Annotated in this window: 23 protein-coding genes; 9 read left to right on the top strand and 14 right to left on the bottom strand. The window is 65.0% G+C overall.

The window, feature by feature from the left end:
- Window positions 1-8: 8 nt before the first annotated feature.
- Window positions 9-218, bottom strand: a complete 210-nt coding sequence (locus AMA02S_RS07430; protein WP_067453566.1) for a hypothetical protein — start codon at window positions 216-218, stop codon at window positions 9-11.
- A gap of 163 nt (window positions 219-381) precedes the next feature.
- Between AMA02S_RS07430 and AMA02S_RS07425 the strand changes: the two genes are divergently transcribed.
- Together AMA02S_RS07425 and AMA02S_RS07420 are read left to right on the top strand one after the other, a co-directional pair.
- Window positions 382-1,128 (top strand): helix-turn-helix domain-containing protein, encoded by a 747-nt coding sequence (locus AMA02S_RS07425; protein ID WP_067454027.1) that lies wholly within the window; start codon window positions 382-384, stop codon window positions 1,126-1,128.
- On the top strand, window positions 1,129-1,605 hold the full coding sequence (locus AMA02S_RS07420; protein ID WP_067453563.1) for an NUDIX domain-containing protein: 477 nt from the start codon (window positions 1,129-1,131) through the stop codon (window positions 1,603-1,605).
- Here AMA02S_RS07420 and AMA02S_RS07415 read toward each other — a convergent pair.
- The 3 genes from AMA02S_RS07415 to AMA02S_RS41500 form a co-directional block, all read right to left on the bottom strand.
- The gene (locus AMA02S_RS07415; RefSeq protein ID WP_067453560.1) at window positions 1,598-2,152 is read right to left on the bottom strand and encodes an HD domain-containing protein; all 555 of its coding nucleotides are present in this window, start codon (window positions 2,150-2,152) and stop codon (window positions 1,598-1,600) included. The two genes, AMA02S_RS07420 and AMA02S_RS07415, sit on opposite strands and share 8 nt — an antisense overlap.
- 42 nt (window positions 2,153-2,194) lie before the next feature.
- Entirely contained in the window at window positions 2,195-2,704 is a 510-nt protein-coding gene (locus tag AMA02S_RS40010) for a GntR family transcriptional regulator (RefSeq protein ID WP_084264787.1), read from the bottom strand.
- Window positions 2,705-2,897: 193 nt separating this feature from the next.
- The gene (locus AMA02S_RS41500; protein WP_157430450.1) at window positions 2,898-3,260 is read right to left on the bottom strand and encodes a hypothetical protein; all 363 of its coding nucleotides are present in this window, start codon (window positions 3,258-3,260) and stop codon (window positions 2,898-2,900) included.
- Between the two features lie 136 nt (window positions 3,261-3,396).
- Between AMA02S_RS41500 and AMA02S_RS07405 the strand changes: the two genes are divergently transcribed.
- Window positions 3,397-4,125 (top strand): helix-turn-helix domain-containing protein, encoded by a 729-nt coding sequence (locus AMA02S_RS07405; RefSeq protein WP_067453554.1) that lies wholly within the window; start codon window positions 3,397-3,399, stop codon window positions 4,123-4,125.
- 89 nt (window positions 4,126-4,214) lie between these two features.
- Here the strand turns inward: AMA02S_RS07405 and AMA02S_RS41495 are convergent, their stop codons facing one another.
- The 5 genes from AMA02S_RS41495 to AMA02S_RS07395 all read right to left on the bottom strand — a co-directional run bounded on the left by AMA02S_RS41495 (window position 4,215) and on the right by AMA02S_RS07395 (window position 9,628).
- Complete coding sequence (locus AMA02S_RS41495) at window positions 4,215-5,237, bottom strand: DUF6414 family protein (protein WP_157430449.1); 1,023 nt, start codon at window positions 5,235-5,237, stop codon at window positions 4,215-4,217.
- Window positions 5,238-5,301: 64 nt separating this feature from the next.
- Window positions 5,302-5,931, bottom strand: coding sequence for a macro domain-containing protein (locus tag AMA02S_RS44910; RefSeq protein WP_369688377.1), 630 nt, complete (start codon window positions 5,929-5,931; stop codon window positions 5,302-5,304).
- A 233-nt stretch (window positions 5,932-6,164) separates the two neighbouring features.
- Window positions 6,165-7,088 carry a TIR domain-containing protein gene (locus AMA02S_RS40005; protein ID WP_084264785.1) on the bottom strand — a complete coding sequence of 308 codons (924 nt, stop codon included), beginning with the start codon at window positions 7,086-7,088 and terminating at the stop codon, window positions 6,165-6,167.
- Window positions 7,089-7,830: 742 nt separating this feature from the next.
- Window positions 7,831-8,787 carry a pentapeptide repeat-containing protein gene (locus tag AMA02S_RS07400; RefSeq protein WP_084264783.1) on the bottom strand — a complete coding sequence of 319 codons (957 nt, stop codon included), beginning with the start codon at window positions 8,785-8,787 and terminating at the stop codon, window positions 7,831-7,833.
- 604 nt (window positions 8,788-9,391) lie between these two features.
- Window positions 9,392-9,628 (bottom strand): hypothetical protein, encoded by a 237-nt coding sequence (locus tag AMA02S_RS07395; RefSeq protein ID WP_067453549.1) that lies wholly within the window; start codon window positions 9,626-9,628, stop codon window positions 9,392-9,394.
- Between the two features lie 606 nt (window positions 9,629-10,234).
- Here AMA02S_RS07395 and AMA02S_RS07390 point away from each other — a divergent pair.
- Window positions 10,235-10,990 carry a hypothetical protein gene (locus AMA02S_RS07390; RefSeq protein WP_157430448.1) on the top strand — a complete coding sequence of 252 codons (756 nt, stop codon included), beginning with the start codon at window positions 10,235-10,237 and terminating at the stop codon, window positions 10,988-10,990.
- A 448-nt stretch (window positions 10,991-11,438) separates the two neighbouring features.
- Here AMA02S_RS07390 and AMA02S_RS41490 read toward each other — a convergent pair whose 3' ends face one another.
- The 3 genes from AMA02S_RS41490 to AMA02S_RS07380 are packed head-to-tail and all read right to left on the bottom strand — an operon-like array spanning window position 11,439 to window position 13,583.
- Window positions 11,439-11,603, bottom strand: a complete 165-nt coding sequence (locus tag AMA02S_RS41490) for a hypothetical protein (RefSeq protein WP_157430447.1) — start codon at window positions 11,601-11,603, stop codon at window positions 11,439-11,441.
- A gap of 2 nt (window positions 11,604-11,605) precedes the next feature.
- Window positions 11,606-12,925 carry a glycosyltransferase family 2 protein gene (locus tag AMA02S_RS07385; protein WP_218004870.1) on the bottom strand — a complete coding sequence of 440 codons (1,320 nt, stop codon included), beginning with the start codon at window positions 12,923-12,925 and terminating at the stop codon, window positions 11,606-11,608.
- Between the two features lie 10 nt (window positions 12,926-12,935).
- The gene (locus AMA02S_RS07380; RefSeq protein WP_157430446.1) at window positions 12,936-13,583 is read right to left on the bottom strand and encodes a class F sortase; all 648 of its coding nucleotides are present in this window, start codon (window positions 13,581-13,583) and stop codon (window positions 12,936-12,938) included.
- Between the two features lie 1,398 nt (window positions 13,584-14,981).
- Here AMA02S_RS07380 and AMA02S_RS07375 point away from each other — a divergent pair.
- The 4 genes from AMA02S_RS07375 (at window position 14,982) to AMA02S_RS07360 (ending at window position 20,085) form a co-directional block, all read left to right on the top strand.
- The gene (locus tag AMA02S_RS07375) at window positions 14,982-15,518 is read left to right on the top strand and encodes a hypothetical protein (protein ID WP_067453540.1); all 537 of its coding nucleotides are present in this window, start codon (window positions 14,982-14,984) and stop codon (window positions 15,516-15,518) included.
- 551 nt (window positions 15,519-16,069) lie between these two features.
- Window positions 16,070-16,864 (top strand): MBL fold metallo-hydrolase, encoded by a 795-nt coding sequence (locus AMA02S_RS07370; RefSeq protein ID WP_218004869.1) that lies wholly within the window; start codon window positions 16,070-16,072, stop codon window positions 16,862-16,864.
- Window positions 16,865-16,911: 47 nt separating this feature from the next.
- On the top strand, window positions 16,912-18,783 hold the full coding sequence (locus tag AMA02S_RS07365) for a primary-amine oxidase (protein WP_067453538.1): 1,872 nt from the start codon (window positions 16,912-16,914) through the stop codon (window positions 18,781-18,783).
- Window positions 18,784-19,023: 240 nt separating this feature from the next.
- Window positions 19,024-20,085, top strand: coding sequence for a Swt1 family HEPN domain-containing protein (locus tag AMA02S_RS07360; protein WP_157430445.1), 1,062 nt, complete (start codon window positions 19,024-19,026; stop codon window positions 20,083-20,085).
- A 4-nt stretch (window positions 20,086-20,089) separates the two neighbouring features.
- Here the strand turns inward: AMA02S_RS07360 and AMA02S_RS07355 are convergent, their stop codons facing one another.
- Window positions 20,090-20,767: a hypothetical protein gene (locus AMA02S_RS07355; protein WP_067453531.1), complete on the bottom strand. Its 678-nt coding sequence runs from the start codon at window positions 20,765-20,767 to the stop codon at window positions 20,090-20,092.
- Between the two features lie 478 nt (window positions 20,768-21,245).
- Here AMA02S_RS07355 and AMA02S_RS41485 point away from each other — a divergent pair, with 478 nt between their 5' ends.
- A complete protein-coding gene (locus tag AMA02S_RS41485; protein WP_157430444.1) occupies window positions 21,246-22,367 on the top strand; it encodes a hypothetical protein in 1,122 nt (373 codons plus the stop codon).
- Between the two features lie 172 nt (window positions 22,368-22,539).
- Here AMA02S_RS41485 and AMA02S_RS07345 read toward each other — a convergent pair whose 3' ends face one another.
- A complete protein-coding gene (locus AMA02S_RS07345; RefSeq protein WP_067453524.1) occupies window positions 22,540-24,033 on the bottom strand; it encodes a SulP family inorganic anion transporter in 1,494 nt (497 codons plus the stop codon).
- Between the last annotated feature and the right edge of the window lies 1 nt (window position 24,034).

Below are 24,034 nucleotides of genomic sequence, written 5' to 3'. Positions count from 1 at the left end.
GCGCACACTCACCGCCCCGCCTCGACGCGGCCCGCGGGGACACCGGCCCCGCTGCGCGTCTTCAGGACTTGGCAGGAGACCGACGCGGTTCGCGAGCGGCCACCCTGACGGAGAGCGCGGCGCTCCTCGGCGTGAATGCCGAGGACGAGCAGCGCGAAGACACCGCATGCGGAGCCGGCCAGGAACACGGCGACGATAGCGGCCAGGACAAGGATCATGATCGATCACCTCGTTTGCGAAGCCCGATGCGGGCGGCGTTCGCTGACGAGATCGAGAGTGCGCCTGACCAGCAGGACGAGATCACTACCTGACTGGACGTGTTCATGACGTCCTCGTAGGGTTGACCGCGTCCCAGGACGTCCTGCTGATGTGGTCGGGTGGATGGCGAACGAACGATTGCGCGCGGCTCTCCTCGAACGGGGCCTGTCTGTCGCGACGCTCGCCGAAGGCATCGGCGTCGATCAGAAGACCGTCGAACGCTGGATCACCCAAGGCCGCACGCCGTACCGAAGGCATCGTTACGCTGTGGCTTCGCGTCTCGGCGTGGACGAGCTCTACCTGTGGCCGGACGCGCTGACGTCCGAGCAAACGGCGTCGGCGTCCACAAGCGAACTCATTACGATCTATCCGCACCGTTGGTCCGTGCCGCGGGACGCATGGGGACATCTCTTCGCCACAGCGCAAGAGGAGATCGGCGTCCTCGTCTACGCGGGACTGTTCCTGTCAGAGGACAACGGAGTCCTGCGCACGTTCGCAGAGAAGGCGGATGCAGGTGTCCGAGTGCGTATCCTTCTCGGCGATCCCGACAGTGCGCAGGTAGCCGAGCGCGGCATGGAGGAGGGCGTGGACGATGCCATGGCCGCGAAGATTCGCAACGCGCTCGTTCTCTACAAGCCGCTGGTGGGCCGAGATGGGATCGAATTCCGCTTCCATCGCACGGTGCTCTACAACTCGATCTACCGCGCCGATGACCAACTATTCGTGAACACGCACGTCTACGGCGTCACGGCGCCGCACGCGCCCGTCTGGCACCTTCGCAGGATCCCAGGTGGGGACCTCGTGAACACCTATGTGGACAGCTTCGAACGAGTCTGGGACGGGGCCACACCGATTGAGACGGGGGCATAGGTGGCCCGCAGGATCGACTACTACGACGACCCCGACGCACCGGCGCCGAACAGCCTCGTCCCGTCCGTCAACATGGTCGTGGAGAACGAGGCCGGCTCGATACTGATGATCCGCCGCACCGATAACGACAACTGGGCCGTCCCCGGTGGCGCGATCGACCTTGGTGAATCCGTGGCGCAGGCGGCCGTCCGCGAGACCAGGGAAGAAACCGGCATCGAGTGCGAGGTGACGGGCCTGGTCGGCATCTACAGTGACCCCAAGCACCTGATCCACTACACGTCCAATGACGAGGTCCGGCAGGAGTTCTCCATCCTGCTGACGGGTCGCTACGTTGCCGGAAGCCCGCAAGCGAGCGACGAGTCGCGCGATGTCCGCTGGGTGCGCAGGCCAGACGTCGCCGACCGCAAGATGGACCGCTCAATGCGCCTGCGCCTCGCCGACTACCTGAGCGGGAAGAACACACCGGTCATCAACTGACGGTATGCAGCTCCTTCTCGATCTGCCGAACCGCGCCGACCAATGTGGGGGCGGCCGAGGTGATCGCACGCGTGACCAGATGGCCGGACCCATAGCGAGCCGTGATCTCGTCTATGCGCCGCTCGACAGACATGATGTCCCCGTCCGGACTAGTGGTCATATCGCAGTAGATCAGCGCCTCGATGAAAGCAGGTGGCTCGCTGCCGAACTCTCTAACGAGCGCCTCGTCCAGCCCGCGTTCCCGTGCTTCGATCAAGGCGCACGAGTGATGTGCGACCAGGCGGCACAAGTGCTCGTCGGCGTGGTGGACGTCCCGCAGGTACCGCGCCCCGTCCAGAGGATGGAAGTCGGTAAGAACGAGATCGGGCGCGTACCCGACGTCGTGCAGCCAGGCTGCCGCTTCCACGAAGTCAGCGGCGTCCCCGAGCGTCGAGGCGATGGATCGCGCTTGTCGGGCGACGCCCTGAGTGTGCGACCAGCGCCGGGGGAGCGGCTGTTCAAGGTGCTGACGGGCGACTTCGCACGCCCAAGCGGCTGAAGATCTCATGTCCCTGACGCTACGGGCCCCTTCGCCGACGTTCACGGACGCTCAGGGACCTTCCGAGGACGTCTGAAGCACAACACGTCCTATTCCTCGCACCACTCCGACAAGCCCATCAGCCTCCAAAAGCCTCAGGGCTCGTCGGGTCGTAGCTCGGGACACGCCGTACTGCCTGCAGATCTCCGACTCCCCAGGGAGCATCGCGCCTGGCTCGGCGCCCTCGACCCAAGATCGAAGTTGTGATGCAACCCTCTCGTAGCGAGTGAAGGCGGGACGTCCATCACCCGAGGTGACGGACCATCCAACCCCCTTCCGTGGCACGACGAGTTCCTCATCCCGCAGCAGTCCAAGCGCGTGCCGGACGGTGCCGCGTACAACCCCGAACTCGATGCACATCTCCTTCTCGCTCGGCATCACCGAGCCGTCCGGATACGTCCCGCTGACGATCCTCTGACGAAGTACCTGGGCGATCTGACGGTACGTACCCCAAGGGGCACGACCTGGCCTGGTCGTGATGCCCCGAGTGCCCGGAGCCTCACGACCAGCAAGGGTCGGCATCAGCCGAGATCCACGAAGACGCCGAGAAGACGACGCGGCAGACTCATCCGATGCCGTCCCACTACGGCGTGCCGCTCGTTTCTCATGAGCGGAGGACTGACGTGGTCTGTGGTGAAGCCTGCTGGCTCGGTGATAGGGCGCTGCTGCGACTTCCCTCCTGGCAGCTCACGGTGGCACCCCCTACCCCACGCCTTCATCGCTCAGTCCCCCGGAAGAGGCCAACCCTCTCGCCCGCCAGGAAGCCCTTGATGCGGAGCGCGGCGTCGTGCATTTGGTCCGCTTCGATGATCGGATCGTTCGCCGAGGTGAAGAACCACAGGAGCCCGCCATCGCGCTCGAATGGACGGCAGGTGATCAGGTCGGACGGTTCAGGGTTGTCGTCACAGCATCCCGCCACATCGGGATTCCAGACACGCAACCCCTCACGTGTCAGCTCCACCTTGAGGCGATGAGCGTCGAGATGAACGGCCAGACGCGCAAGAGCAGACTCGGAGGGGCTAAGCGACGTTGGCTGATCCACCACGGGGTGATGACGGCGCGGACGGTCGAAGGACATGGACGTCTCCTCAAGGACGTGGTGTCTGCGGGCCCCATGAGCCTCGTCTGACCTGCGGGACGTCTCCACAGGCCCCAAGGGACGTCTAGGGACGTCCTCTGCTACCGTCTCGCGTAGCCGACGTTCGGGAGGTGCGGTGAACGACCTGTTGCGACGCGCCATCGCCCACGCGCGACTTACTCAGGCCGAGGTAGCCGACCTGGTCGGAGTCGATACCAAGACCGTCCGCCGCTGGCTCGCCGGCCGCACTCCGTACCCACGCCACCGCGCGTCGCTCGTCCAAATCCTCGGAGTGAACGAAGCCGACCTATGGCCCGACCTACCGATGCGTGTCGAGCATCCCGAGTTCCGCACACCCGAGATCGTGGCCGCCTACCCCCACCGCTGGGCCGTCCCCCGAACCGTCTGGCAGCAACTCTTCGAAGGCGCCCGAGTCCAGATCGATATCCTGGCCTACGCGGGCCTATTCCTTGCAGAAGACAGCGGACTCCTTAACACCCTCGCCGACCGGGCCCGCGCAGGTGTAACCGTCCGCATCCTCCTCGGCAACCCAGAAAGCCGCCGCATCGCCGAACGTGGCGAAGCCGAAGGCGTAGGCGACGCCATGGCTGCAAAGATCCGCAACGCCCTGGTCCTCTACCAACCCATACGCGAGATCGACGGCGTAGAACTCCGCCTCCACGACACAACCCTCTACAACTCGATCTATCGCGCAGACGACGAACTCCTAGCCAACCCCCACATCCTTGGAGTCCCCGCTGCCCAAGCCCCCGTCCTGCACATCCGCGACACAGGCTCCGATGGTATGTTCACCACCTACACCACCAGTTTCGAAGCCGTCGAGCGAACCATCGTTGACATCTAAACAGTTTCCATTTATCAAGATGGTACAAGCGAGGAGCCTTCACGAAAATTCTGTCGACTTCCGCAATGTCAGACCAGTTTGGTTGGCGCTTAGGCGAACTTTCGATAGATAGCCAGAGGTGTTACAGATATCGAGGGGAATGTGACTCCCTCGGCAATGCCTATCTGCTCAATAAAGAGACTGAAGTTGTTTAGAAGCTCTTCAGTGGCGACGCGATCTATTCGTTGGCCGTCCCATAGATCGAAATCTAGGCGCGGAGGCCCTAGCTCTCCCACTTTCGATGGTATACGAGCCACTTGCATGACTATGGTCCAACCATCGAGTTCTGTGCCGTTTCTACTGTACAATTCTTCACGCTCATCTTGAATGTAGTCGCTCCGACTTAGAAGTGCTCCAGCGAAATGAAACTGGGGAGAGTCTGCCCCGCAAGGAAAGCATCGGAGCGAAATCGTCTTATTGGTAAAGGCGTCCGCCAACTTGGCGAAGTCTCTCATGGCTTCCGGTGACAACCCTTCCATGCTCTCCTTGACGAGGGCGTCGATTTTCTCTGTTCTTACTTCTTGGGGTGATCTGGCCCTTTGTCCTCCCTTCATGCTCCCGCCCTTTCGTGATGGAGGAACTGCAGGCTGAGCCACTTGATCGGCCAGAGACAGTCCAAATATTGCACTTGCCAGATCAAGGAGGTTAGTAATCCGACCCGCGAAAAAGGCCGGATCTAGCACGCGGAGGTGTCCAGTGTGCTTGACTATCTGCCCCTCATGCAATTTTTGATGGATGCGACCGCCCTGCCACTCGTCCGTAGATGTCCCGCCCATTGACGCGATATCGGCAATCAACCCCTCTCTTTCAAAGAGCTCCTCAAAAAAAACGTAGGTCAGCTCTTGAAAACTCCTAGACTCCTCTCGCTGGTGAAGCGTATCCGGCTCCAAGCCCAGGAGCCTCGCAGGGAGTCCGTCCTGTTGGCTGGTGCTCGCTCTTGCAACGACGGATTCGATCGTCCCCCGATTCATCTGCGCATAGTATGAGCGGACCCTTTGAATATCAACGTAGAAGAATTCACGGATGCTCCGCGTTACTAGGTCGTCGCGCTCGCCGACTATGTCATTGGCCACGAAAGTTTCCTCGCTCTCGCAATACAATTGTAGATTGAACTAGGAAGATCGATGGAGTTCTGTATCACAGTGCTCGCAAGAATGCGGACACCTCCAGCATGTTGAGTCGATCAATGTCCTTCGGATGCACAATGACCCTCAACTCCCTGCACACAAGGCTCGTTCTGGATTGAGCGACAAACGAAAGGATGATCATTTTTAGCAGGCTCTCAAAATCTAGAGACGTGATGCGGGCCAGGTCAGACCCGATGACTGGGACTGAGATTGGCTGTAGTTGCGTGTGCGCACGCACAGATTCCCAAAGACTGTCCAAGCTTTTCCAGATGTAAGTAACATTCGATTCCACGACTAGGATATTTGACATCCGTCCGTAAGCGAGACAGAAGAACCGCTTTGCCGTATCGCCAAGTGTAACTACGGTGCCGATAGGGTAGCGCTCTAGTTTCCCTCGTGGTTTGCTGTCCGTCGTCTCCCTGTTCTCAAAGTTTGAACCTCGGAGCTCTCTGCAAATGTCCGCATCCAGTTGAGCTGTTCTCTGAAAATAGTATCGCTTCTGAAACTGCCCTTGAACGCTCGATGGGCTGATTACGATATGGTCCGACATGTCGGTATCAAAGGTGTCAGTGAATCCGACCACAAGGTGTGTTGGTTGCTCGAATAGATCTCCGACTAAAATGGCAATTTTGACGTTCATGCTTCTGAAATGGCGAGAAACTTCAGTGGATGGCCACGACCTCATGAGGCCATAAATGGAGGAGATTAGAAGAATCGAAAGGATGGCGATCCACTGATTGCCATTTGCACTCTTGGGCCATAGTGCTAGAACTATCTGAGTAAAGGCGGAGCAGGACCCGAAGGCAATAAGGAGATGTGTCAGGTACAACCGGATGCCGCGCTTGGTTACAAATATCGCGCGCAGTGCATACCTCACCTTGATCGAATAACTTGGAACATGGGTCTGTGTGTATCCGGCTCCCCTTCATAGACGCTGATGTCTATACCAGACTGCCTTGCGATGCTCTTTATGGCTGTTCGGAGCTGATCGATTTCATCAGGTACTGGATCAAGATAGATTTTCAAGACTTCGTCATCCCAGTGGTAGGAGTGGTTCTCGCCGCTGATGTGTTTATCAAGAAAGTCCTCTAGCTTTCTTCTCACTCGGCCCCATTGGAGGGCAGAAACAGAATTGCTCTCAAACCTGGAGGAGCGTGGCGGATCCTGCATCGTCTCTATGCTAGTGACATTCATGCTGCGCTGAATCGCCCCCTCGATGTCTGTGAGTCTTCGTTCCTGTTGTCTGATGAGGACGAGAATCTCAGCAAGAACATCGTCGCTAGATCGCTTTTTGTCCTGACTCAGAGCGGGACTAGTAGCCTTTATGCGTTCGAATTTCCCATTGAGCTCCTGCCAAGACTTCTCGAAAGAACGCTGCAGTCTTTCCGGAGATATTTGATTTACGCCCAGGGTGTCATTGATGTCCTTCATTAGTCTAGCAAAATCATCTCGTGACTGACCTAGGGTTGCCTGAAACTGAGCGAGTGGCCCCTTTAGTTCGGCAATATTTAGATCGAGAAGCAGTGGGACGACTAGTGCATTGTCGACTTCCTTAGAAAGGGCGCCCGCCTCAAAATTTATCCACTCTTCTCGCTGGTTCTCCGGGGTGACGCAGATAATTCCGAAGCTTGCACCCTTTAGCTCGGTCGCTATCTCAGCTAGCCCACGGCTACCTTTGCCTATGTCATGTGTGGAGACCCATGGATTGAGAGCTTGTATCACATCAGGCAGCCAGATTTTCAATGCCTCAGCCATTTTCTTTGAGCGCTCACCAGACCAGCTCAAGAATATTTTCATCTAGTACTCCCTCGTTAGCTTTTAACGTCGACCAGGCTACCCTGTTTGCTGACTCGCGGGCGTGATGAGGCCGTATGCGGACTAGCTGGCCGATTGGTGCGCTCAACCTTGTTGAGGGGCACATGGGCTCAATTGGGATGTTCTAGGACAAAGTGACCGGGCGGCTTACCATAGGTTTGATCGACGTTCGACCTTGGTCTCCCTTCTTACGGATGATCGAATGGGGGCCTGTCGCACGTATGCAGGGGGCCGGGTGCTGATGTCTGCCTCTCCTCTCAAGCGTCATCCTGCGCTACAAGTGCACCGAGACGTTCGGGGATGTCCCTGAGCTGGGGGTATGTGTTCGAGTAGGTGGTGATTAGGTCCACGGCACGCGAAGCCGCCGACCAGCCGATATCTGGTCGGCGGCTTCTTTGCTGCCTGCCTGCCGAACCGGCCGGGAAACAGCAGGCCCACCTCTTCGGCGGGGCTCAGGGCCTCCTCGCCGCCGGCCGTGATGATCTTGATCTTCGTGTCGGTCAGCGGCCACGTTAGCGCGATGCGGCGACGGCACGACTCGACCAGATGGGTCGGCAGTGCAATCACGCGTCAGCCCGCTTCGGTCTCGGGGCGATGCAGCACCGTGCCCGTACCGCTCAGGCGCGCGACGGTTGTGCACACCTCCACGACCCGGCTGTGCCATCGATGACCTCGGCCCGAATGGCCAGCGCTTCGCCGTTCCGTATCCCCGTCCCCTCCAGCGTTATGGTGTGGCAATGGGACCGAACTTGGTGTTCTCGTCGGTCTTCGCCACCCGTCGGATCTCGGCTTCTGACATGCCTTGCACTCCGCGCAGGTCAGCTCCGGTCAGGTCGGTGCCTCGAAGATCGGCTGCGGAGTCCGGTTCTTTCAAGTTGAACCTGGCGGGGAGCGCCAACTTCGCGCCGCGCAGGTCTGCCCCGTACAGCGCAGCACCGCGCAGATCCGTGTCGTAAAAGCTCGCGCCGCTGAGGTTGACAAAGGCCATGATCGTCTTGCGGAGATCGGCGTCACCCATGCGTGCTCCGGAGAGATTGGTACCACTCAGGTCGGATTCGCGAAGGTCCGCTCCGAGCAGGTTTGCCTTCCGCAGGTCCAGGTCGTCACCGTTGAGGTCGATGCGAAGCCGGATCTCGCGCAGGTCGAGGTTGGGCAGGGTGCCGGAGTGGGGTCGTCCTCTGCCGAGGACTGTCAGCGCGGCGTGGATGTCGGTGCCAGGCTCCCGCAGAGTCTTGTCTCCGACGACCACAGCGGAGGCGTGTTCGCGGACGAAGGCGGCCAGTACCTTCCGGATGGTGAGGGCGTCACGGGGTGAGTCATCGGCGATGCGCTCCAGTGCGTAGACGGCGGCGGCGCGTACTCCGCGTTGCTCGGAGCCGAGATGTTCGACGGCCTTGGCGTAACGTTCGGTGACCTGACCTTCACGGGCCAGGGCAAACTGTTCCTGGCCGCTGCGGAGCGTCAGCGCGGTCACGAGCAGCGTGCCCACGGTGGCCAGGACACCCAAGGCGAGGATCCAGGTGTTGAACCTGCGGTTGCGCCGCTGGTCCTGCCGGTCGGCCTCCTGTCTTTGCAGGTCCAACAACTCCAGGCGCCGGTCGACCGGCAGGGTGTCGAGTTCCTCCTGGGACGGCAACGTGATCTGGGCTCTCGGGGCAATGGGGCTGGGGGAGAAGCTCACGTTACTTCAGACGTACGCGCCCTCTCCTCAGATCCAGACCAGATACCTGCCGAGGATCGGGCAGGCTGCGTCGCGGCGGCCGCCACAAGCATATGGAGACGATGGTGCTTGCCGGTCCGAGCAGCGGGCCCGACGCCTGATCCGTCGCAGGCGATGGGCCCTACATGAGGCTCTCAGTACCCCGGTGCGGTTGTGCGCAAGTTTCTCTACGTGCTTCGAACCGCGCGTCGATGCGCTCTTGCTCAGGACGTCGGCCCCCGGCGGACGCCACGTTGCGCCTCACGTAGACGTTCTGGGCCATACTCGGCTCGGCGTGACAGATGATCGGCGATCGCGCGGGCGCTCAGCCCGGCACTCGTCCAACCGGGTGGCGCCCGTCCGTCGAGAGGTGTGGGTGGTCACCCCGCCGAACGTCTTAGCGTCGACCCGGGTGATCTCAACTTTGACGTCCCGGTTGGCGTTGCTCGGATTGTGCACCCCCCGGCCAAACCCGGGGAACAGGCCGCGCCTTCCATGACTCGCGCGTTCTGGAACGTCTCACGTAGCACCGCGGCCCCGGGTGCAGCGCGCCATGTCCGCCGAAAGCGTTCATATCGGAGCGCGCTTACGAGCCGAGCGCAAAAAGCGTGGTCTGGTCGTCGCCGACCTCGCCGCGCTCTTCCGTGAGGTCGCCCCGCCGCGTGTCGCTGCCACCCTGCCTGCACTCGTGAGCATCGACCAGGTCAGCCGCGGACACGAGGCCGGCAAGCACGCCGTCGGCCCCCGCTATCGGCTGCTGTACGCCGCCGCGTTCAGGATGTCCGAGGGGGAACTGTTCGGTCCAGAAAGTGAGACTGGACATTGCCGATACCCCTGCACGATCAGTCGTCGAGGAGGTCGAGCCGACGAAACGCCGAGACGTTCTGAAGCTCGGTGTCGCTGCCGTCACACCGGAGGTGGCGTACCGGTTACTTCGTGATGCCGCCGCGGAGACCATGGAGTTCACTCGGCTCACTGGCGTCAGGTCCAGAGGCTGCTGCACTCGGACGTGAGGCGCTGGCCACACCGCGGTTGTTCAACTCCCTCCCTGGCCCGGGCGGCGGACTTGAACGAGGTCCTGACCGCGCGGTACCCGGAACTGCCCGCCGGGCGCGAATACGAGGACGTAGTCCGAGCCGCGGGCCTGGTCGTGGGGGCCGACCAGACGACCGGCGGAGGGACGGTGTCGCCCCGGCCAGCGGTAACGCAACGGCATCCTGAACTATTGGACACCGATAGATTTGTGACAAAATCGCTCGGGAACCGGCAGAACGGATGCGAGCTGTCCGGTTCCGGCCCGTTACTGAATGTGTTATTCGGTTAGAATTCGCCTGTGCCCAGGCATAACGCACCACCTTCGGACGAAGACGTCCGAATGGTCGAAGCGCTGCGGGCCGGCCGACCGGGGGCGGGCGGTCACGTGTACGGCGTGTACGGGCCCGAGCTGACCCAGTACGCCGAAATCCTGCTCGGCGACCATGACCGCGCGGTGGCGGCCGTCCGGTCGACGCTGCTCATGTTGCGGGACAGGCCCGAACTCATTTCCACCCCGGAGATGTTCCGGGACCGTCTTTACCTGCTGGTGCGCCATCAGTGCCGGAAGGTGCAAAGACGTGGACACCGCCGGCTGGTGATCGCCGGTCTCGTCACCGGGGCCGCGTTCACTGCCGGCCTGCTCGTGCTTCTCGATGTGACGGACGGAGAAGGCGTGAGCGCGCCGCCCATGGCGTTGACCCCGACTGCCGGAGCGACTCGGCCCCCGACGTCGCCCGAAAGCCCCACGCCGCCCGCGATCACGCCGTCCCCCGAGCCCACCCAGCAGAAGGACGAGGCGACGCCGACTGCCCAGCCCAGCAAGCACCACCAACCGGCGGGCGTGCGCGGGCGGCTCATGGTGCACGATGGGAACTGTCAGGTTTTTCACGCGATCGCGTTGCCGATCACCTGTTACCTCAGGCTCACCGCCGAAGGCGGCCCGGTGGACTGGTCGGTCTCGGAGGTCCGCTCGGCGAACGGGCGGATCTACACCGGGGGCGCTGGGACGCTTGAGCCCGGGCAGTCAGCATCGGTGCCTGTCAGGATACGTCCCACAGTCCTTTGCAACCTCGGCGGGAACGTCAGTGGGACCGTGTGGTTCGCTCCGGGCGCCACTGCGACCGTCACCTATCACTGCCTTAGCCTTTAATGACGCGTCATTAGCATTCGACCGCCGCGCTGCGTGACCCTGGACCATGTCGCGATCAACTCGGCTCCACTCGCCTCCGTGATCAAGTCCTGGCGCGCCTTCGCGGCGTTGTCCACCCGCCGTCACCGGCAGCCCTGGATCTGCTGGTTCGCCTCGTCCTGTTGGCGGGACTCGGCCGGGCACATGCGGGACGGTCGCGGGTGCCGCAGGGGCGCACATACCCGTTGGGGGCCGCTCCGAGACCTGCTCTATGCCCACCTTGTGATGCGTTCTAGCTCAGGACGTGGGCCACGTTGGGCCCCATAGAGACGTCCTGCGTCATGCTCGGGCTTGGCTGCCGACGGGGCACTCAGTCGAGCGCCTCCTTGACGTCGCGCTCGGGTTTCGCGGTTCCGTTCGTCGGCGGAAGCCGGATGAAGGCCGGGGCGGGTCCGGCCTTCATCCGTTGTCAGCCCTTGCGGGTGGGGAGGATCCGTTTCACCGCCAAACCTGCTGATACCAGGGTGAAGAGGGCCAGGCCGAGCCAGAGCGCCTGGAGTCCGAGCCACGAGGACGCGGCGGCGGCGCCCCCGAAGCCGGCGGCCACGCCGCCGGCAGGGAAATTGTGGTACATGCCTACCACTTCCTTTCTTTACGCCAGGCGGCTTGCCAGAATGCGTGCGCCTGGACCATCTGGAGGAAGACGTCGAAGGTCATTTCGACGACGATGGTGGAGGCGAGCGCCATCTGGAGGGCGCCGCGCTGCCGGACGCTCACCACACGCTCGATCATGAAGATGACGGTGACGCCGGCCCAGAGGGGGATGAGCTTGACCCCGCCGAGCCAGATCGCCGAGTAGGCGAGCGAGGCCAGGTAGGCGGTGATCACGATGATGCCGATCAGGGAGAGCAGTTGGCGGCCCCAGTAGGGGCGGGTGATCGGCGTCCAGCCGTAGTCGACGAGGTTCTCGAGCGCGCCGCGCTTCCAGCGGAGCCTTTGCCGGGCGAGTTGGCGCCAGGTCGGCATGACCTCGGTGGTGAGGGTGCACTCCCGGGGGCAGAGAATGCGGAAGCCGAGGTGGAGGATGGCGAGGGTCAGCTCGTTGTCCTCGGTCAGCACGCGGACGTCGTAGGCGTGCGGCGGGCCGGGGAGGCGGCCGTCGCGGCGGGCGGCGACCACCTCCTGGAGGGTGGTGGCGCGGAAGATCGTCGCGGTGCCGGTGAGGACGAGCGCCTTGCCCTGCAGACGCCGGACGTCCCGGGCGTAGCGGGCGTACTCGTTGCGCTGGAACATGCCGACAGCGCCGCCCCCCGCCTTGCCGGTGAAGGTGCCGCCGACGGCGGCGTACCGGCCGGTGGCGAGGTAGCTGACACCGTGCCGGATGAAGCCCGGATCGAGCGCCGAGTCGGCGTCCATCACCATGATCGCGTCGTCCGGGCCGAGGATCGGCAGGAGGCGGTCGAGGACCTGGTTCAGTGCGCCGGCCTTCTTGTGCTTGTTGTCCCGGGTGCCGACGATCTCGACGCCGCAGAGCTGCGCGAACGCGGCGGTGGCGTCGGTGCAGTTGTCCACGATCACCACGATCTGGTCCGGCGGGCGTTCCTGGCCGCGGAGCGAGGCGATCGTCTCGGTGATCTGCTTGGCCTCGTTGTGCGCCGGGATCAGGACCGTGACCCGCATCGCGTCCGCGGCTGTGGGTGGGAGGTCCCGCTTGCCGTCCTTGCGCTTGGGGCGGGGGCGGTCGTCCGGGAGCGGTGGCGCGATCCGGTGCCGTCCCACCGGGGGCGGCGCGATCCTCGCGGCGGGCGGGGCGGGCACGGCCGCGGTCGAGGAGACGCCGGGCACCGCGTGGTGGTGACCGCTGAGCGGTCGCAGGGTGGCGGACGGGCCGCTGCGCGGCACCAAGTGCCCCGGCCGCGGGAACCGCGGGGGGACGACCGTGCTGGTTCCGGACACCGGCCGCATATCAGTGCGCCTCCTCAGAGCGCAGCAGGTGGCCGAAGGCGATGACGTTGTCGACGTAGTGGCCGGTGGTGCGGTCGAAGCGTCCGCCGCAGGTGATGAGGCGGATCGCCGCGTAGCCGGGGTCGCCGTAGACGCGGTTCGTGGGGAAGTGGTCCTTGCCGAAGCGTTCGACGGAGTCGATCTCGAATACGGCGGTGCGGCCGTCGGCGCGCAGCACGCTCGCCTGGTCGCCGGGACGTAGCCGGCCGAGCCGGTAGAACACGGCCGGGCCGTGGGGCGTGTCCACATGTCCGGTGATCACGGCGGCGCCCCGGCTGCCGGGTGCGGCGCCGAGCCGGTACCAGCCGGCCTCCTGGGCGCGGCCGAGAGGGGGTGTCTCGATTGTCTGGTCCGGGTTCTTGGCCAGCTTCATCAGCGAGGTCCGGACGCCGATGCGCGGCACTTCGACGCGGATGGGCGCCGAGGGCGGCAGGTCCGGCGTGGTGAGGGGCTCGACCGGGCGGGACGCGTCGGGGGACGGCATCGACGGGCCGACGGTCGCCGTGTGGTCCTGTGTCGCCCGGACGGTGAGGAACGCGGCCACTGGAACGGCGGACAGCCCCACGACGACGGCGACGAGGGCCCGCGTGCGCCGGCCACGATGCGTCACGGATCGCACTCCTTCGACCGCTCGGAAGGTGGGTTCGTATCGCACTCGCTACGACGCCAGAACTGTTGGGCCCAATATTTAACGTTTGCGGCTTGAGGTATGGAAAGGGATAGATGAATAGTAGGTGACCAGTGGGGGGTGACGCGCTTGTTCATAAGCCACTGGATTTTCAATGCTCTGGACCGTTCTTGTTAACAGCCGAGCTTGGGAAGGCTGCCCGGCGCTTGCCGCTTCAGGGTTTACGCGGGTCAATCCCGTTTGACCTGGAGTATTCGGCTGTCGCTCGGGCGTGGCATGCGCGTGGACGACGCTGATTGCAGTAAAGGCCGCTGCCTTGAAGCGGCCTCATGGCGACCCGAAAGGTGCCTGGTCAGGTCACGCTCCATGCCGAATCGGCCCGCTTGGTTCTGTCCGAAAATCGATGCGACGTGGATTGTGAATTTTGGACAGCTTCCGTATACGAATGGGCTGTTGTGAGAGGGGTGACTTCTTGCGCTGTGTCCTGGCCGCTTCGGACGGGAGGTGCGGCGTCACGGCGTGTTGTAGGGCACCCGAGACCGAGGACGGCAAGCGTCGTCAACCACGCATCGGTCCGTACGAGGCCGGGTGCAAGCGCGTTCTCGGCCCGTCCGGCTCCGGTCCTCGTCTCATGCGCCCCCGTTCCCCGTGCGCACACTTACTGGGAATTCGAGCCGTGGCCTGGAGATGAGAACCCGCACCGTCATCGACGTCACCAAAAATTGCTCCGGGGTTCATCATAGCGGTCCGTTTGTGAAACTTGGCGGCGTAGGGTGACGGCAAAATCCGTTCGGTGTGCATGCAGCGATCCAATAACGGTGATTTCCTGAATCAGACCCCTGTCCATGACTCGATTCGTCATCCATGCGCTCATGTCAGGCGCCGATGACGGAATATTTGAGACATCAAATAGATCTGGTGCGTACGACTAACAATTCTCGGCCGGTGGGCGCAACCCGTGAGACTTCCGAGTCCGCAGTCGGCCACGGCTCTTGTAGACCAAAATTGACGCCGCTTAGATGAGGGCGACAGCGACCGCCCGTCAAGAACTCGGAAGGAGTGAGTGTCGATTTAGTCGATCAGCGCCGGGTGCGGCCGGCAGGTCTTTCGAGGGGCGTCTTCGAGTTGGCGATCGCCGAGAGAACGCCGTCCTGACCAGCGCTGTCCTGGCTTCATAAGCGACGGCATCCGTCATCAGCGCCCAGGCGCATCCGGAGCCGCGGCCGATTCCCTGACATCGTCCAGTAGGTCAAGCCTGAGATAGTTTCGTGCTGCGCAAAGCACGCAGGCGTCCCGAGTCGGATGAGAATCGCTGCTCGACCATCATGCTCGTATGCCGTCTCACACAAATCGCCTTACAATGGTCAAGAAGGATTCATCATGGTAGTAACGTCCCATAAAATCGCGGTCGTGGTGACCGCCTCGACCCTCGGTAGCGCCGTCCTGTTCGGGTCGGCGTCGGCCGCTGCCGGCAAGGAGGCGTCGTCTCTCCCTCAGATCGCCGGCGACCGAGCCGCCATCACCTTATCCGCCAGATCGACACCAGTTGCGGGATCCGAAAGGCCGACCGTCATCAACTGCCCGATCAGAGCGGCGTTCCCCTACCTGCCCGCTAATCTGCCGAAGGCAGTGGCAGGCGAATCCACGACAAACTGCTCGGTGGCGGTGCCCCGGGTCGGCACGCAAGCGGAGTTGTACAGGTGGTATCCCGGCTACGGCTGGGCACTGGTCGGGACCGGCGAGTACAAGTACAAGGAAGGAACGTACGTCACCTCGGCTGCCGCCGAGCCATGCCGGGGCCACGGGACCTCCTACTACAAGACCGTCGGCTACCACGACGTGATCTTCCCGGTGGGCTATACGCCGCGCTCTGCCAGAGGTAGGACGGAGTCCTCGCCCATCTCGGTGACCTGCTGACAGGTCGCGTCACCACCTGCGGGTCCGGTTCGAGCGAAGGCTCGGCCGGACCCGCGCTCGTCTCCGATCGGCGGCCTCGGGGGAGTGTGCGGCGGCTGTCCCAGGCTCGGATCTTGTCCCGGCGGACGCTCGCCTCCAGGTTGATCGCCTCGGCCCGTACGCCGAGCACCGCACCCATTCGCGTTCCGGTGCCGCGTACGGGACTCGGGCCTATATCGCCTGAAAGTGCGCATAGAAGCCGCGGTCCGGCAAAGCTTGCAGAAGACCTCCCAGCGGTACTTTTGTGCCGACGCCGCCCGTTCGTCTTCGATGGCGCGCGGTTCCGTTCCGGTGTCCGGCTCTCCAGCGACGACGACGGCATCGTCCGCGCCGGCCGCGAACCACCCGTCCAAACCCGGGTCGCCGGACACTCTCCGTAGCGGAAGGTCGGCACCGAACTGAGGGTTTTGGCCCTGAGGGCCGCATGCGGTCCCCGTTGCCTCCCGATCTTGTCTCATGGGCAGGAACGGTCGTGAGCGGCCACGACCCTAGAGGAAACCGGTGATGACGACATGCTGGAACGGCAGCACTGCGCGGCGATGGTGATCGGCGGCCCGACCACGGTGCTCGACCTCGGCGGTCTACGCATCGTCGCCGACCCGACCTTCGACGGCCCGGGCCCCCACGGTCCCGTCGCCAAGACGGCGGGACCGGCCGTGGCCGAGGACGAGCTTGGCACGGTCGATCTGGTGCTCATCAGCCACGACCAGCACCCCGACAACCTCGACGACCGGGGACGGGCGTTCGCCCTGGCGTCGCCACTGATCCTCACCGGGCCGCTCACGGCCGCTCGGCTGGGCGCCCCGGCGGTCGGTCTCCCGGTCTGGACCGGCCATCGGGTGCCGCGGCCGGACGGCGGCGGTGACCTCGAGGTGCTGGCCGTGCCCGCCGTCCACGGACCCGCGGACGCGCCCCGCGACGCCGATGGCAACATCCTGTGCGAGGTGACCGGCTTCGTCCTGTCGGGCGAGGGCCTGCCCACGGTGTACGTCAGCGGAGACAACGCGTCCCTCGGCACGGTGGCCGAGATCGCCAGGCGGGCGCCCGCCATCGACGCGGCGGTGCTGTTCGGCGGGTCGGCGCGCGTAGAGATGCTCTTCCAGGGCCGGCCTCTGACACTGGACGGCTCCGGGGTCTGCGCCGCTGCGGTGATGCTGGGGGCGCCGGTGGTGATCGCCGCCCACCACGACGGTTGGGCGCACTTCAGCAGTTCGCATGCCGACATCGAGCGCGCCTTCCACGACGCGGGCCTGTCCTCGCTGCTGCGCTCGGGCGCGCACGGTTCGTGGATCCCTCTCACCGGCTGAATCGTCGCTCCACCGGCTCTGTGTTCACCTTTGGCAACGGAGGCATCATGGCAAGCCCGCTCGCCCGACTCACCACCGACGAGATCACCGCCGCCCGCGCCCTGCTGGAGGCACATGGACTGGTCACCGAGACGACACGGTTCCCCTACCTGGGTCTGGAGGAGCCGCCGAAGGCCGAGGTACTGGCCCACGAGGACGGCGCCCCGATCGACCGGCGGGTGCGGGCCGTCCTGCTCGACCTGGCGACCGGAGACGCCCGGACGGTGATCGCGTCGTTGACGCGCGGAGCCGTCGACCGGGTGGAGGCGATCACCGCCGGGCAACCCCCGGTGCTCCTTGAGGAGTTCCCGGCCGTCGAGGAGATCGTCAAGGCCGATCCCCGGTTCACCGAGGCCATGGACAGGCGCGGTGTCACCGACCTCGACCTGGTCAGGGTGGCGCCGCTGTCGGCCGGCGACTACGGGATCGAGGGTGAGAGCGGCCGCCGGATGCTGCGCGCGCTGATGTTCCTGCAGAACCGTCCCGACGACCACTGCTGGGCCCACCCGATCGACGGCGTCGTGGCCTACGTGGACGTCCTCGCCCGCCGGGTGACCGAGTTCCATGACCACCAGGACCTGCCCATCCCGGCGGAGGAGGGCAACTTCGACCGCCCGGCGCGCCTGCGCGACACCCAGAAGCCCATCGAGATCACTCAGCCGGAGGGGGCCTCCTTCACCGTCACCGACGACGTCGTGGAGTGGGAGAACTGGCGTTTTCGGGTCGGCTTCGACGCCCGCGAGGGCCTGACACTGCACCAGCTCTCCTTCGGCGGACGGCCGGTCGTCTACCGTGCCTCGATCGCGGAGATGGTCGTGCCGTACGGCGATCCCAGCCCGACGCGCTTCTGGCAGAACTATTTCGACGCCGGCGAGTACCTGCTCGGCCAGTCCGCCAACCCTCTCGCCCGCGGCTGCGACTGCCTCGGCGAGATCTACTACTTCGACGCCGTCCTGGCCGACGGGGACGGCCGGCCGAACGTGATCGAGAACGCCATCTGCCTGCACGAGGAAGATCACGGCATCCTCTGGAAGCACACCGACATCTTCACCGGATCGCGGGAGGTACGCCGCCAGCGGCGCCTGGTGATCTCCTTCTTCCTCACCGTCGGCAACTACGACTACGGCTTCTACTGGTACCTCTACCTTGACGGCGCCATCCAGTTGGAGGTCAAGGCCACCGGCATCCTGTTCACCTCCGCGCACGTGGAGGGCGACCGTCACGCCGCCCATGTGGCCCCCGGGCTCGCCGCACCTTTCCACCAGCACCTGTACTGCGCCAGGCTGGACATGACGGTCGATGGGACGACCAACTCCATCGCCGAGCAGGAGGTCGAGCGGGTGCCCATGGGGCCGGGCAACCCCTACGGCAACGCCTTCACCTACAAGGACACGCCGCTGCGCACCGAGTCGGAGGCCGTCCGCGACGCCGACCCGGTGAGCGGGCGGGTCTGGCGCATCACCAACCCCGGCTCGCCGAACCGCCTGGGACGGCCGGTCGGCTACGTCCTGCTGCCCGACGCCCGTCCGCCGCTGCTGGCGGCGGAAGGCTCATCCATCCGTGGCCGCGCCGCGTTCGCAGGCCACCACCTGTGGGTCACCCAATACGACCCCGACGAGCGGTACCCGGCCGGAGAGTTCGTCAACCAGAGCCCGCCCGGCCAGGGGCTTCCCGCCTTCATCGCCGGCGACCGCCCGCTGGAGAACCAGGACCTGGTCGTCTGGCACTCCTTCGGGGCCACCCATTTCCCCCGCCCCGAGGATTGGCCGGTCATGCCGGTCGACACTTGCGGCTTCGTCCTCAAGCCCGTGGGCTTTTTCGACACCAACCCCACACTGGACGTCCCGGCTTCAGGCACCGACTCCTGCCACACCGACTGAGACCAGGGGCACGGGGAGGGCGAGGCATCGGCTGGACGCCCGACAGCGCAAGGCGTGGTGCTTGGCGGCGGCGCGGCAATGCTCGTTCCCGCGAGGCGCAAAGGGCGTGCGGGACGATCTCGAAACGGGAGTGGGCACCCGATCGGGGGTGAGACGTCTCTCGTGTGGGCGGAGAGTCCACGAGTGGCCATTTGTCGGGATTCATCTGGCGGGCAGTGTGGTGGTCCCTATGCTGCTTCGGTGACGACGAAGCTAGTCAATCAAGACCAGGTGACGGCCGGTCTGCGGACGGTTGCCCAGGTATTGAACCCATTCGTCCAGAAGCGGATGATCGGGGTGCACGGAAAGAACTGGCTTCCGGAATTCGTGCGGCGGCACCCTCGTCCCGGGTCGCCCCAAGAGCATCTCGGGGATCTGGGATTTCTGATCTGGGTGCTCACCAAAGACGAGCGGGCCTTTGGTCCCAAGGTGCTGCCGAGGCAGGCCCGGAATCTTGCGTATCGGGTGCGGGAGGCGCGTAACCTCACATCGCACGAACAGCTCAACGATCTCGACCTCGCGACCGCCAGAGGCGCGCTGCAATCGATGGCCGAATTCCTCACATTGATCGGCGAGCCGGGTAAGGCCGGTGAGGTGCGTCAACTCCTCGGACGGCTCCGGTCGACCGGGAACGCGGCCCCGCATGTCGTCCGGCCGATGAGCCCGCCGACGAAGCGGCGTTCGGGTCAACGGGCCAAGCCGAAAAAGGCCAAGAAGCAGCCGCAGCCGCCACCACAGCCGCAGCCACAACGCACCAGCGGCCGGCCGGTGATCCGAATCAAGATCGGATGCGGTGCGGTGGCAGCGCTTGTCGTCATCGCCTGGGTGGTGGGGTGGATGTTCTTCAGCCATCGGGACGCCGACCCCTATGAGGGCAAGTACAAGGACAAACCGCTTGGCGCGCGGCTCAACACGGGACGGAGCGAGATCCCCAGGGATTATCATCTGCGATTCTTGGACGAGCCGATCGCCCCACTCCAGGGCGCTTTCGGAGGGGACCTCGGCTTCAGTGCCGGACAGCTCACCGCCACCGATGGCCGGATCGTCGTCATCACACGTGGCGAGAAGATCAGCTATGCCACGTGCCGGGACACCACTCGCTACACCGCGAGTACTCGGGTGACGAAAACCCTGCGTTTTTGTGTGACCACCGATACCGGTGTCGTCGCCGGAGTCGCGGTCAGGGGTGTGCGCAAGCAGGGAACGAATACCTTTGTCAAACTCGACATCATCGTCTGGAAGGGGCGCAAGCCCAAGGGGTGACGGCCTACTTCCAGAGCTCCAGGGCCTTCTTCCCGAGTGACTGTTGGCCGGCCGTGTTGGCGTGGCAGCCATCGGAGGCGACCTCGTTGTTCTTGAGAAGGAACGACCCGGAGTAGGTCGCCTTCTGCGTCGCGTCCGCGGCCGCCTGCCGGGCGAGGTCGTCGGTCAGTTTGGGGCCGTTGGCCCCTGCCAGGGAGCATGTGTGGCCGGTCTCGTAGAACGGCTGGCCCGTGACGTAGATCGTCGCGTCGGTTGCGGCGTGCGTTCGCGCGTTGGCGATGAGCCGCTTCACCTCGTCGTATGTGGCTCCGTCCCGAGCGAAGACGCAGATCTGCACCCAGACGGCGTCCGGCTTGCCGAACTTGCCCGCCTGCTGGTCGAACTTCTTCCAGGCGGGGGAGTTGGGGTCCGTCCACGCCTGCACGACCAGGCCGCCCGTCCCGTAGGGGCCCCACATGCGCGTGCCCCCGGCCGCGACGTATCCCTGCGCCACGTTCTCCGCCATCGAACAGCCGATGAAGCCCATCGTGCTCGCCGTGGCGGGGCGGGGGCTCGCCGCCGCGCCCGTCGCGGGGCCGTGGACGAGGACGGCGGCCGCGGCCAGAACGCCGGCGGCGCGGACGATCGTGCCGCGACGGGCCGGCGGCGGTGCGCCCGGCAGGCGGACGAAGGAGCTGATCACAACCGGTTCCCTTCTGGCGTCGACCATCGCCCGATGACGCTAGGAACCCCCGGTGAAGCGCGTCAATCGCCTTCTGGACCTCGCCGCATCACATGACCCGTTCGATAGGTACTGATCACGCAGACCTTGGCCATGTGGAAGACCACTTGGCGGCATCACGGCGGCGCCATGGACGTGAAAATCCCGTCACCCCGGCGATGGGACCGAGCCGTGACCTGGCTGAGCTCCGGGATCGTGACCAACAAGGTGATGGACCTCGAAGCCCGATGGCAGGCGGACGTGCTCGACGCGCGTCCCCGGCGTGGTACCGATCCTCATCGGCATGAACGACGTCGGCTGGCAGAGCGGATGCGTATCTCCGTCCCGGCTCCCCAGGTTCGGTGTAACCCCCGCGCATACCTCCTGTTGCGGGGTGGACGACGTCGCCTCTCCTCAGCGGCACCGGCCGACGAGCCGGCCGAGTATGAAGGAGCGTTCCTTGTCGGAGAGCATGTTCGGGTCTCGGTTCCGGGTCGTCGGCAAGTCGGCGGCCATCGTGGGCGCGGCGGTGTCGATCGTCGGCGGCGGCGTGTCCGGCGTGGCGCACACCGGTGTGGCGCACGCGGCCGCGGCTCCGCCGCACTACACGCTGACCATCGGCCCGGCCGCGGCCCAGCGGTACCTGGGGATCAACGACAGCGGGGACATCATCGGTGTCGGCCAGCAGGCCGGGGCGCAGAACGGGGAAGGCTTCGTCATCAAGGCGGGGACCAGCACGCTCACGTTCCTGTCCACGCCGGGCGACCCGGGCAACACCCGGCAGTACACCACGCCGCATGCGATCAACCGGTCCGGTGTGGTGGGCGGGGAGGTGTTCTTCGCCGATCCGCTCACTCACCGCCACCGTCCGGTCACCTGGCCGAGCCCTGGGGCCACCGGTGTGGACGTCGGAGTGGACGGCGATCTGCCTTTCGCCGACGTGGAAGTCACCGGGATCAGCAACAACGGTCAGATCTCCGGCAAGACGCTGGACGCGAACAACCGGACAAGCGCCTGGACGGTGAAGGGCACCACGATCACCAGGTTGCCCAACCTGCCCGGCGGGCAACACGCCCGGGCGAACGCGGTCAACAACGATGGGCTGGTCGTGGGAGGGGCCACTCTGACCGACACCTTCCCCGCGGTGGAATGGTGCAACGGCCAGATCAAGAATCTGGGTACGCTGCCCGGCGGCACTTTCGCCGAGGCCAAGGCGGTCAACTCCGCCGGCGTGGCCGTCGGCGTGTCCACCAACACCCCGGGCAAGGAGAGCGGCATCTCCCATGCCGTCGTCTTCGCCAACGGAACCGTGACCGACCTCAACGTGTCGGGCACCGGCCTGGCCGCCGCGTCCGCCAATGCGCTCAACGACAAGGGAGTGATCGTCGGTTCGGACAGGAACGGCGGGTTCGTCTACCAGAACGGAGTGGCGACCGACCTGGACACCCTGATCCCGCCGAACTCCGGCTACCACATCGTCACCGCCACCGGAATCAACAACAACGGCGCCATCGTCGGCGTCGCCAGGCGCGGGTTCGGGGGGACGAACTTCGGAGTTCTCCTCACTCCGACGAGTCCCTGAACGCAATCGCCAAGGGCCGCACGGTTCACGTCCGCGCGGCCCACGAAACCTCACGTCACCCCGGAACCGTCCCTCCGATCGGCGCGCCTGCCGATGTCACCTGATCGGTCGGTGTGGTTCGCCGAGGCGGCGGACGCGTTGCCGGGTGTCCGCCGCCTCGGTGTGTGCGAGCTCAGGACTTGGCCGTCGCTACCGGGACGAGTTCGGGAATGGCCTGATTGTGACGGTCGACCCAGTTGGTCAGTGCCGTGCGGCAGGCGTGGTCCAGGTGCCGTAGGCCGACGAGATTCAACTCAAGCGGCCGGTGGCGGGGCAGCCCCTCCAGCGTGTCGATGATCTGCGGCAGGCGCAGGAAGGTGGCGTTGCCCGTGAGCGTGACGCGGATCGGGAGTTGGGGAACGCCGTCGGGGTCGTCCACCCCCTGGACGTCGATGTGGAGGTGCGAGGTGTCCCAGGCCGATTTGACCACGGCCAGCAGGAGACCGAGCAGTACTCCCTCGAACAGGTTGAGCGCCACCACCGCCACGGCGGTGACGGCCAGGATGACCGCCTCGCCCCGGTGCTCCCGCCACAGTGCGCGCAGTTGCGCGAAGGGGACGAGCTTCCAGCCGGCGAACACGAGCACCCCCGCGAGGGCGGCGAGCGGGATCACCTCCAGCACGGCCGGGAACAGCGCGGCGAAGAGCAGCAGCCAGAAGCCGTGCAGCACCCGGGACGCCTTGGTCCGCGCACCCGCCTGGACGTTGGCGGCACTGCGCACGATCACCGCGGTCATCGGCAGCGCGCCGAGCACGCCGCACACGGTGTTGCCGAACCCTTGGGCCATGAGCTCCCGGTCGTAGTCGGTGCGCGGACCGTCGTGCATTCGATCCACCGCGGCGGCGCTGAACAGGCTTTCGGCGGACGAGATGAGCGTGAACGCCACCACCGTGCCCACCACGCCGACCTCGGCGAGCCGGGCCAGATCCTCGCTCTGCGGCGGCTGGATCGAGCCGAGCAGGCCCTGCACCTGGAGCCGGGCCACCGGCGCGTCCAGCAGCAGCGACGCACCCGTCGCCACCGCGACGGCCACGAGGGGCGCCGGGACCTTGCGGAGCCGTTCGGGTACGTACGGCCAGCCGAGCAGTACTCCGATCGTCGTGATGCCGACGCCGAGCGCCGATAGCGCGGTGGACGATCCGGCGCTGTCCAGGAGCAGTTCCGGGACGCCGGCGAGCTTGGCTATACCCGACCCGGGCGCGGTCGCGCCGGCCATGGCGTACAGCTGCCCGGCGATGATCGTGAGGCCGATGCCGGCGAGCATGCCCTCGACCACCGCCACCGAGATGGCCCGGAACCAGCGTCCCATCCGTAGCAGGCCGAGCATCACCTGGAGCAGGCCCGCTGCCATGACGATCGCACCGAGGACGCTGAGGCCGAACTCTTGGACGGCTTCGTAGACCAGCACGGTCAAGCCGGCGGCCGGGCCGCTGACCTGCAGGCTGCTGCCGGGCAGCAGCCCGACGAGGAGTCCGCCGACGATGCCGGTGATCAGGCCGAGCCCGGCGGGGACGCCGGAGGCGACCGCCACTCCCACGCACAGCGGCAGCGCGACTAGGAAGACGACCAGGGACGCGGAGATCTCGCCCCGCAGGACCTGGGGGGACCTCAAGGATGTGGAGAACATC

It is taken from the genome of Actinomadura macra NBRC 14102 (assembly GCF_001552215.1).
Classification (GTDB): Bacteria; Actinomycetota; Actinomycetes; order Streptosporangiales; family Streptosporangiaceae; genus Spirillospora; species Spirillospora macra.
Note: the sequence above shows the minus strand (reverse complement) of the source record. Positions and strands in the feature narration are given on the sequence as shown.

Bases quoted from the DNA above. Each gene is read 5' to 3' on its own strand.
- AMA02S_RS07415 (WP_067453560.1), bottom strand. From the start codon at position 2,152: ATGAGATCTTCAGCCGCTTGGGCGTGCGAAGTCGCCCGTCAGCACCTT.
- AMA02S_RS41500 (WP_157430450.1), bottom strand. From the start codon at position 3,260: ATGTCCTTCGACCGTCCGCGCCGTCATCACCCCGTGGTGGATCAGCCA.
- AMA02S_RS07370 (WP_218004869.1), top strand. From the start codon at position 16,070: ATGCTGGAACGGCAGCACTGCGCGGCGATGGTGATCGGCGGCCCGACC.
- AMA02S_RS40010 (WP_084264787.1), bottom strand. From the start codon at position 2,704: ATGCCGACCCTTGCTGGTCGTGAGGCTCCGGGCACTCGGGGCATCACG.
- AMA02S_RS44910 (WP_369688377.1), bottom strand. From the start codon at position 5,931: ATGAACGTCAAAATTGCCATTTTAGTCGGAGATCTATTCGAGCAACCA.
- AMA02S_RS41490 (WP_157430447.1), bottom strand. From the start codon at position 11,603: ATGTACCACAATTTCCCTGCCGGCGGCGTGGCCGCCGGCTTCGGGGGC.
- AMA02S_RS07375 (WP_067453540.1), top strand. From the start codon at position 14,982: ATGGTAGTAACGTCCCATAAAATCGCGGTCGTGGTGACCGCCTCGACC.
- AMA02S_RS07430 (WP_067453566.1), bottom strand. From the start codon at position 218: ATGATCCTTGTCCTGGCCGCTATCGTCGCCGTGTTCCTGGCCGGCTCC.
- AMA02S_RS07395 (WP_067453549.1), bottom strand. From the start codon at position 9,628: ATGTCCAGTCTCACTTTCTGGACCGAACAGTTCCCCCTCGGACATCCT.
- AMA02S_RS07365 (WP_067453538.1), top strand. From the start codon at position 16,912: ATGGCAAGCCCGCTCGCCCGACTCACCACCGACGAGATCACCGCCGCC.
- AMA02S_RS40005 (WP_084264785.1), bottom strand. From the start codon at position 7,088: ATGAAAATATTCTTGAGCTGGTCTGGTGAGCGCTCAAAGAAAATGGCT.
- AMA02S_RS07425 (WP_067454027.1), top strand. From the start codon at position 382: ATGGCGAACGAACGATTGCGCGCGGCTCTCCTCGAACGGGGCCTGTCT.
- AMA02S_RS07345 (WP_067453524.1), bottom strand. From the start codon at position 24,033: ATGTTCTCCACATCCTTGAGGTCCCCCCAGGTCCTGCGGGGCGAGATC.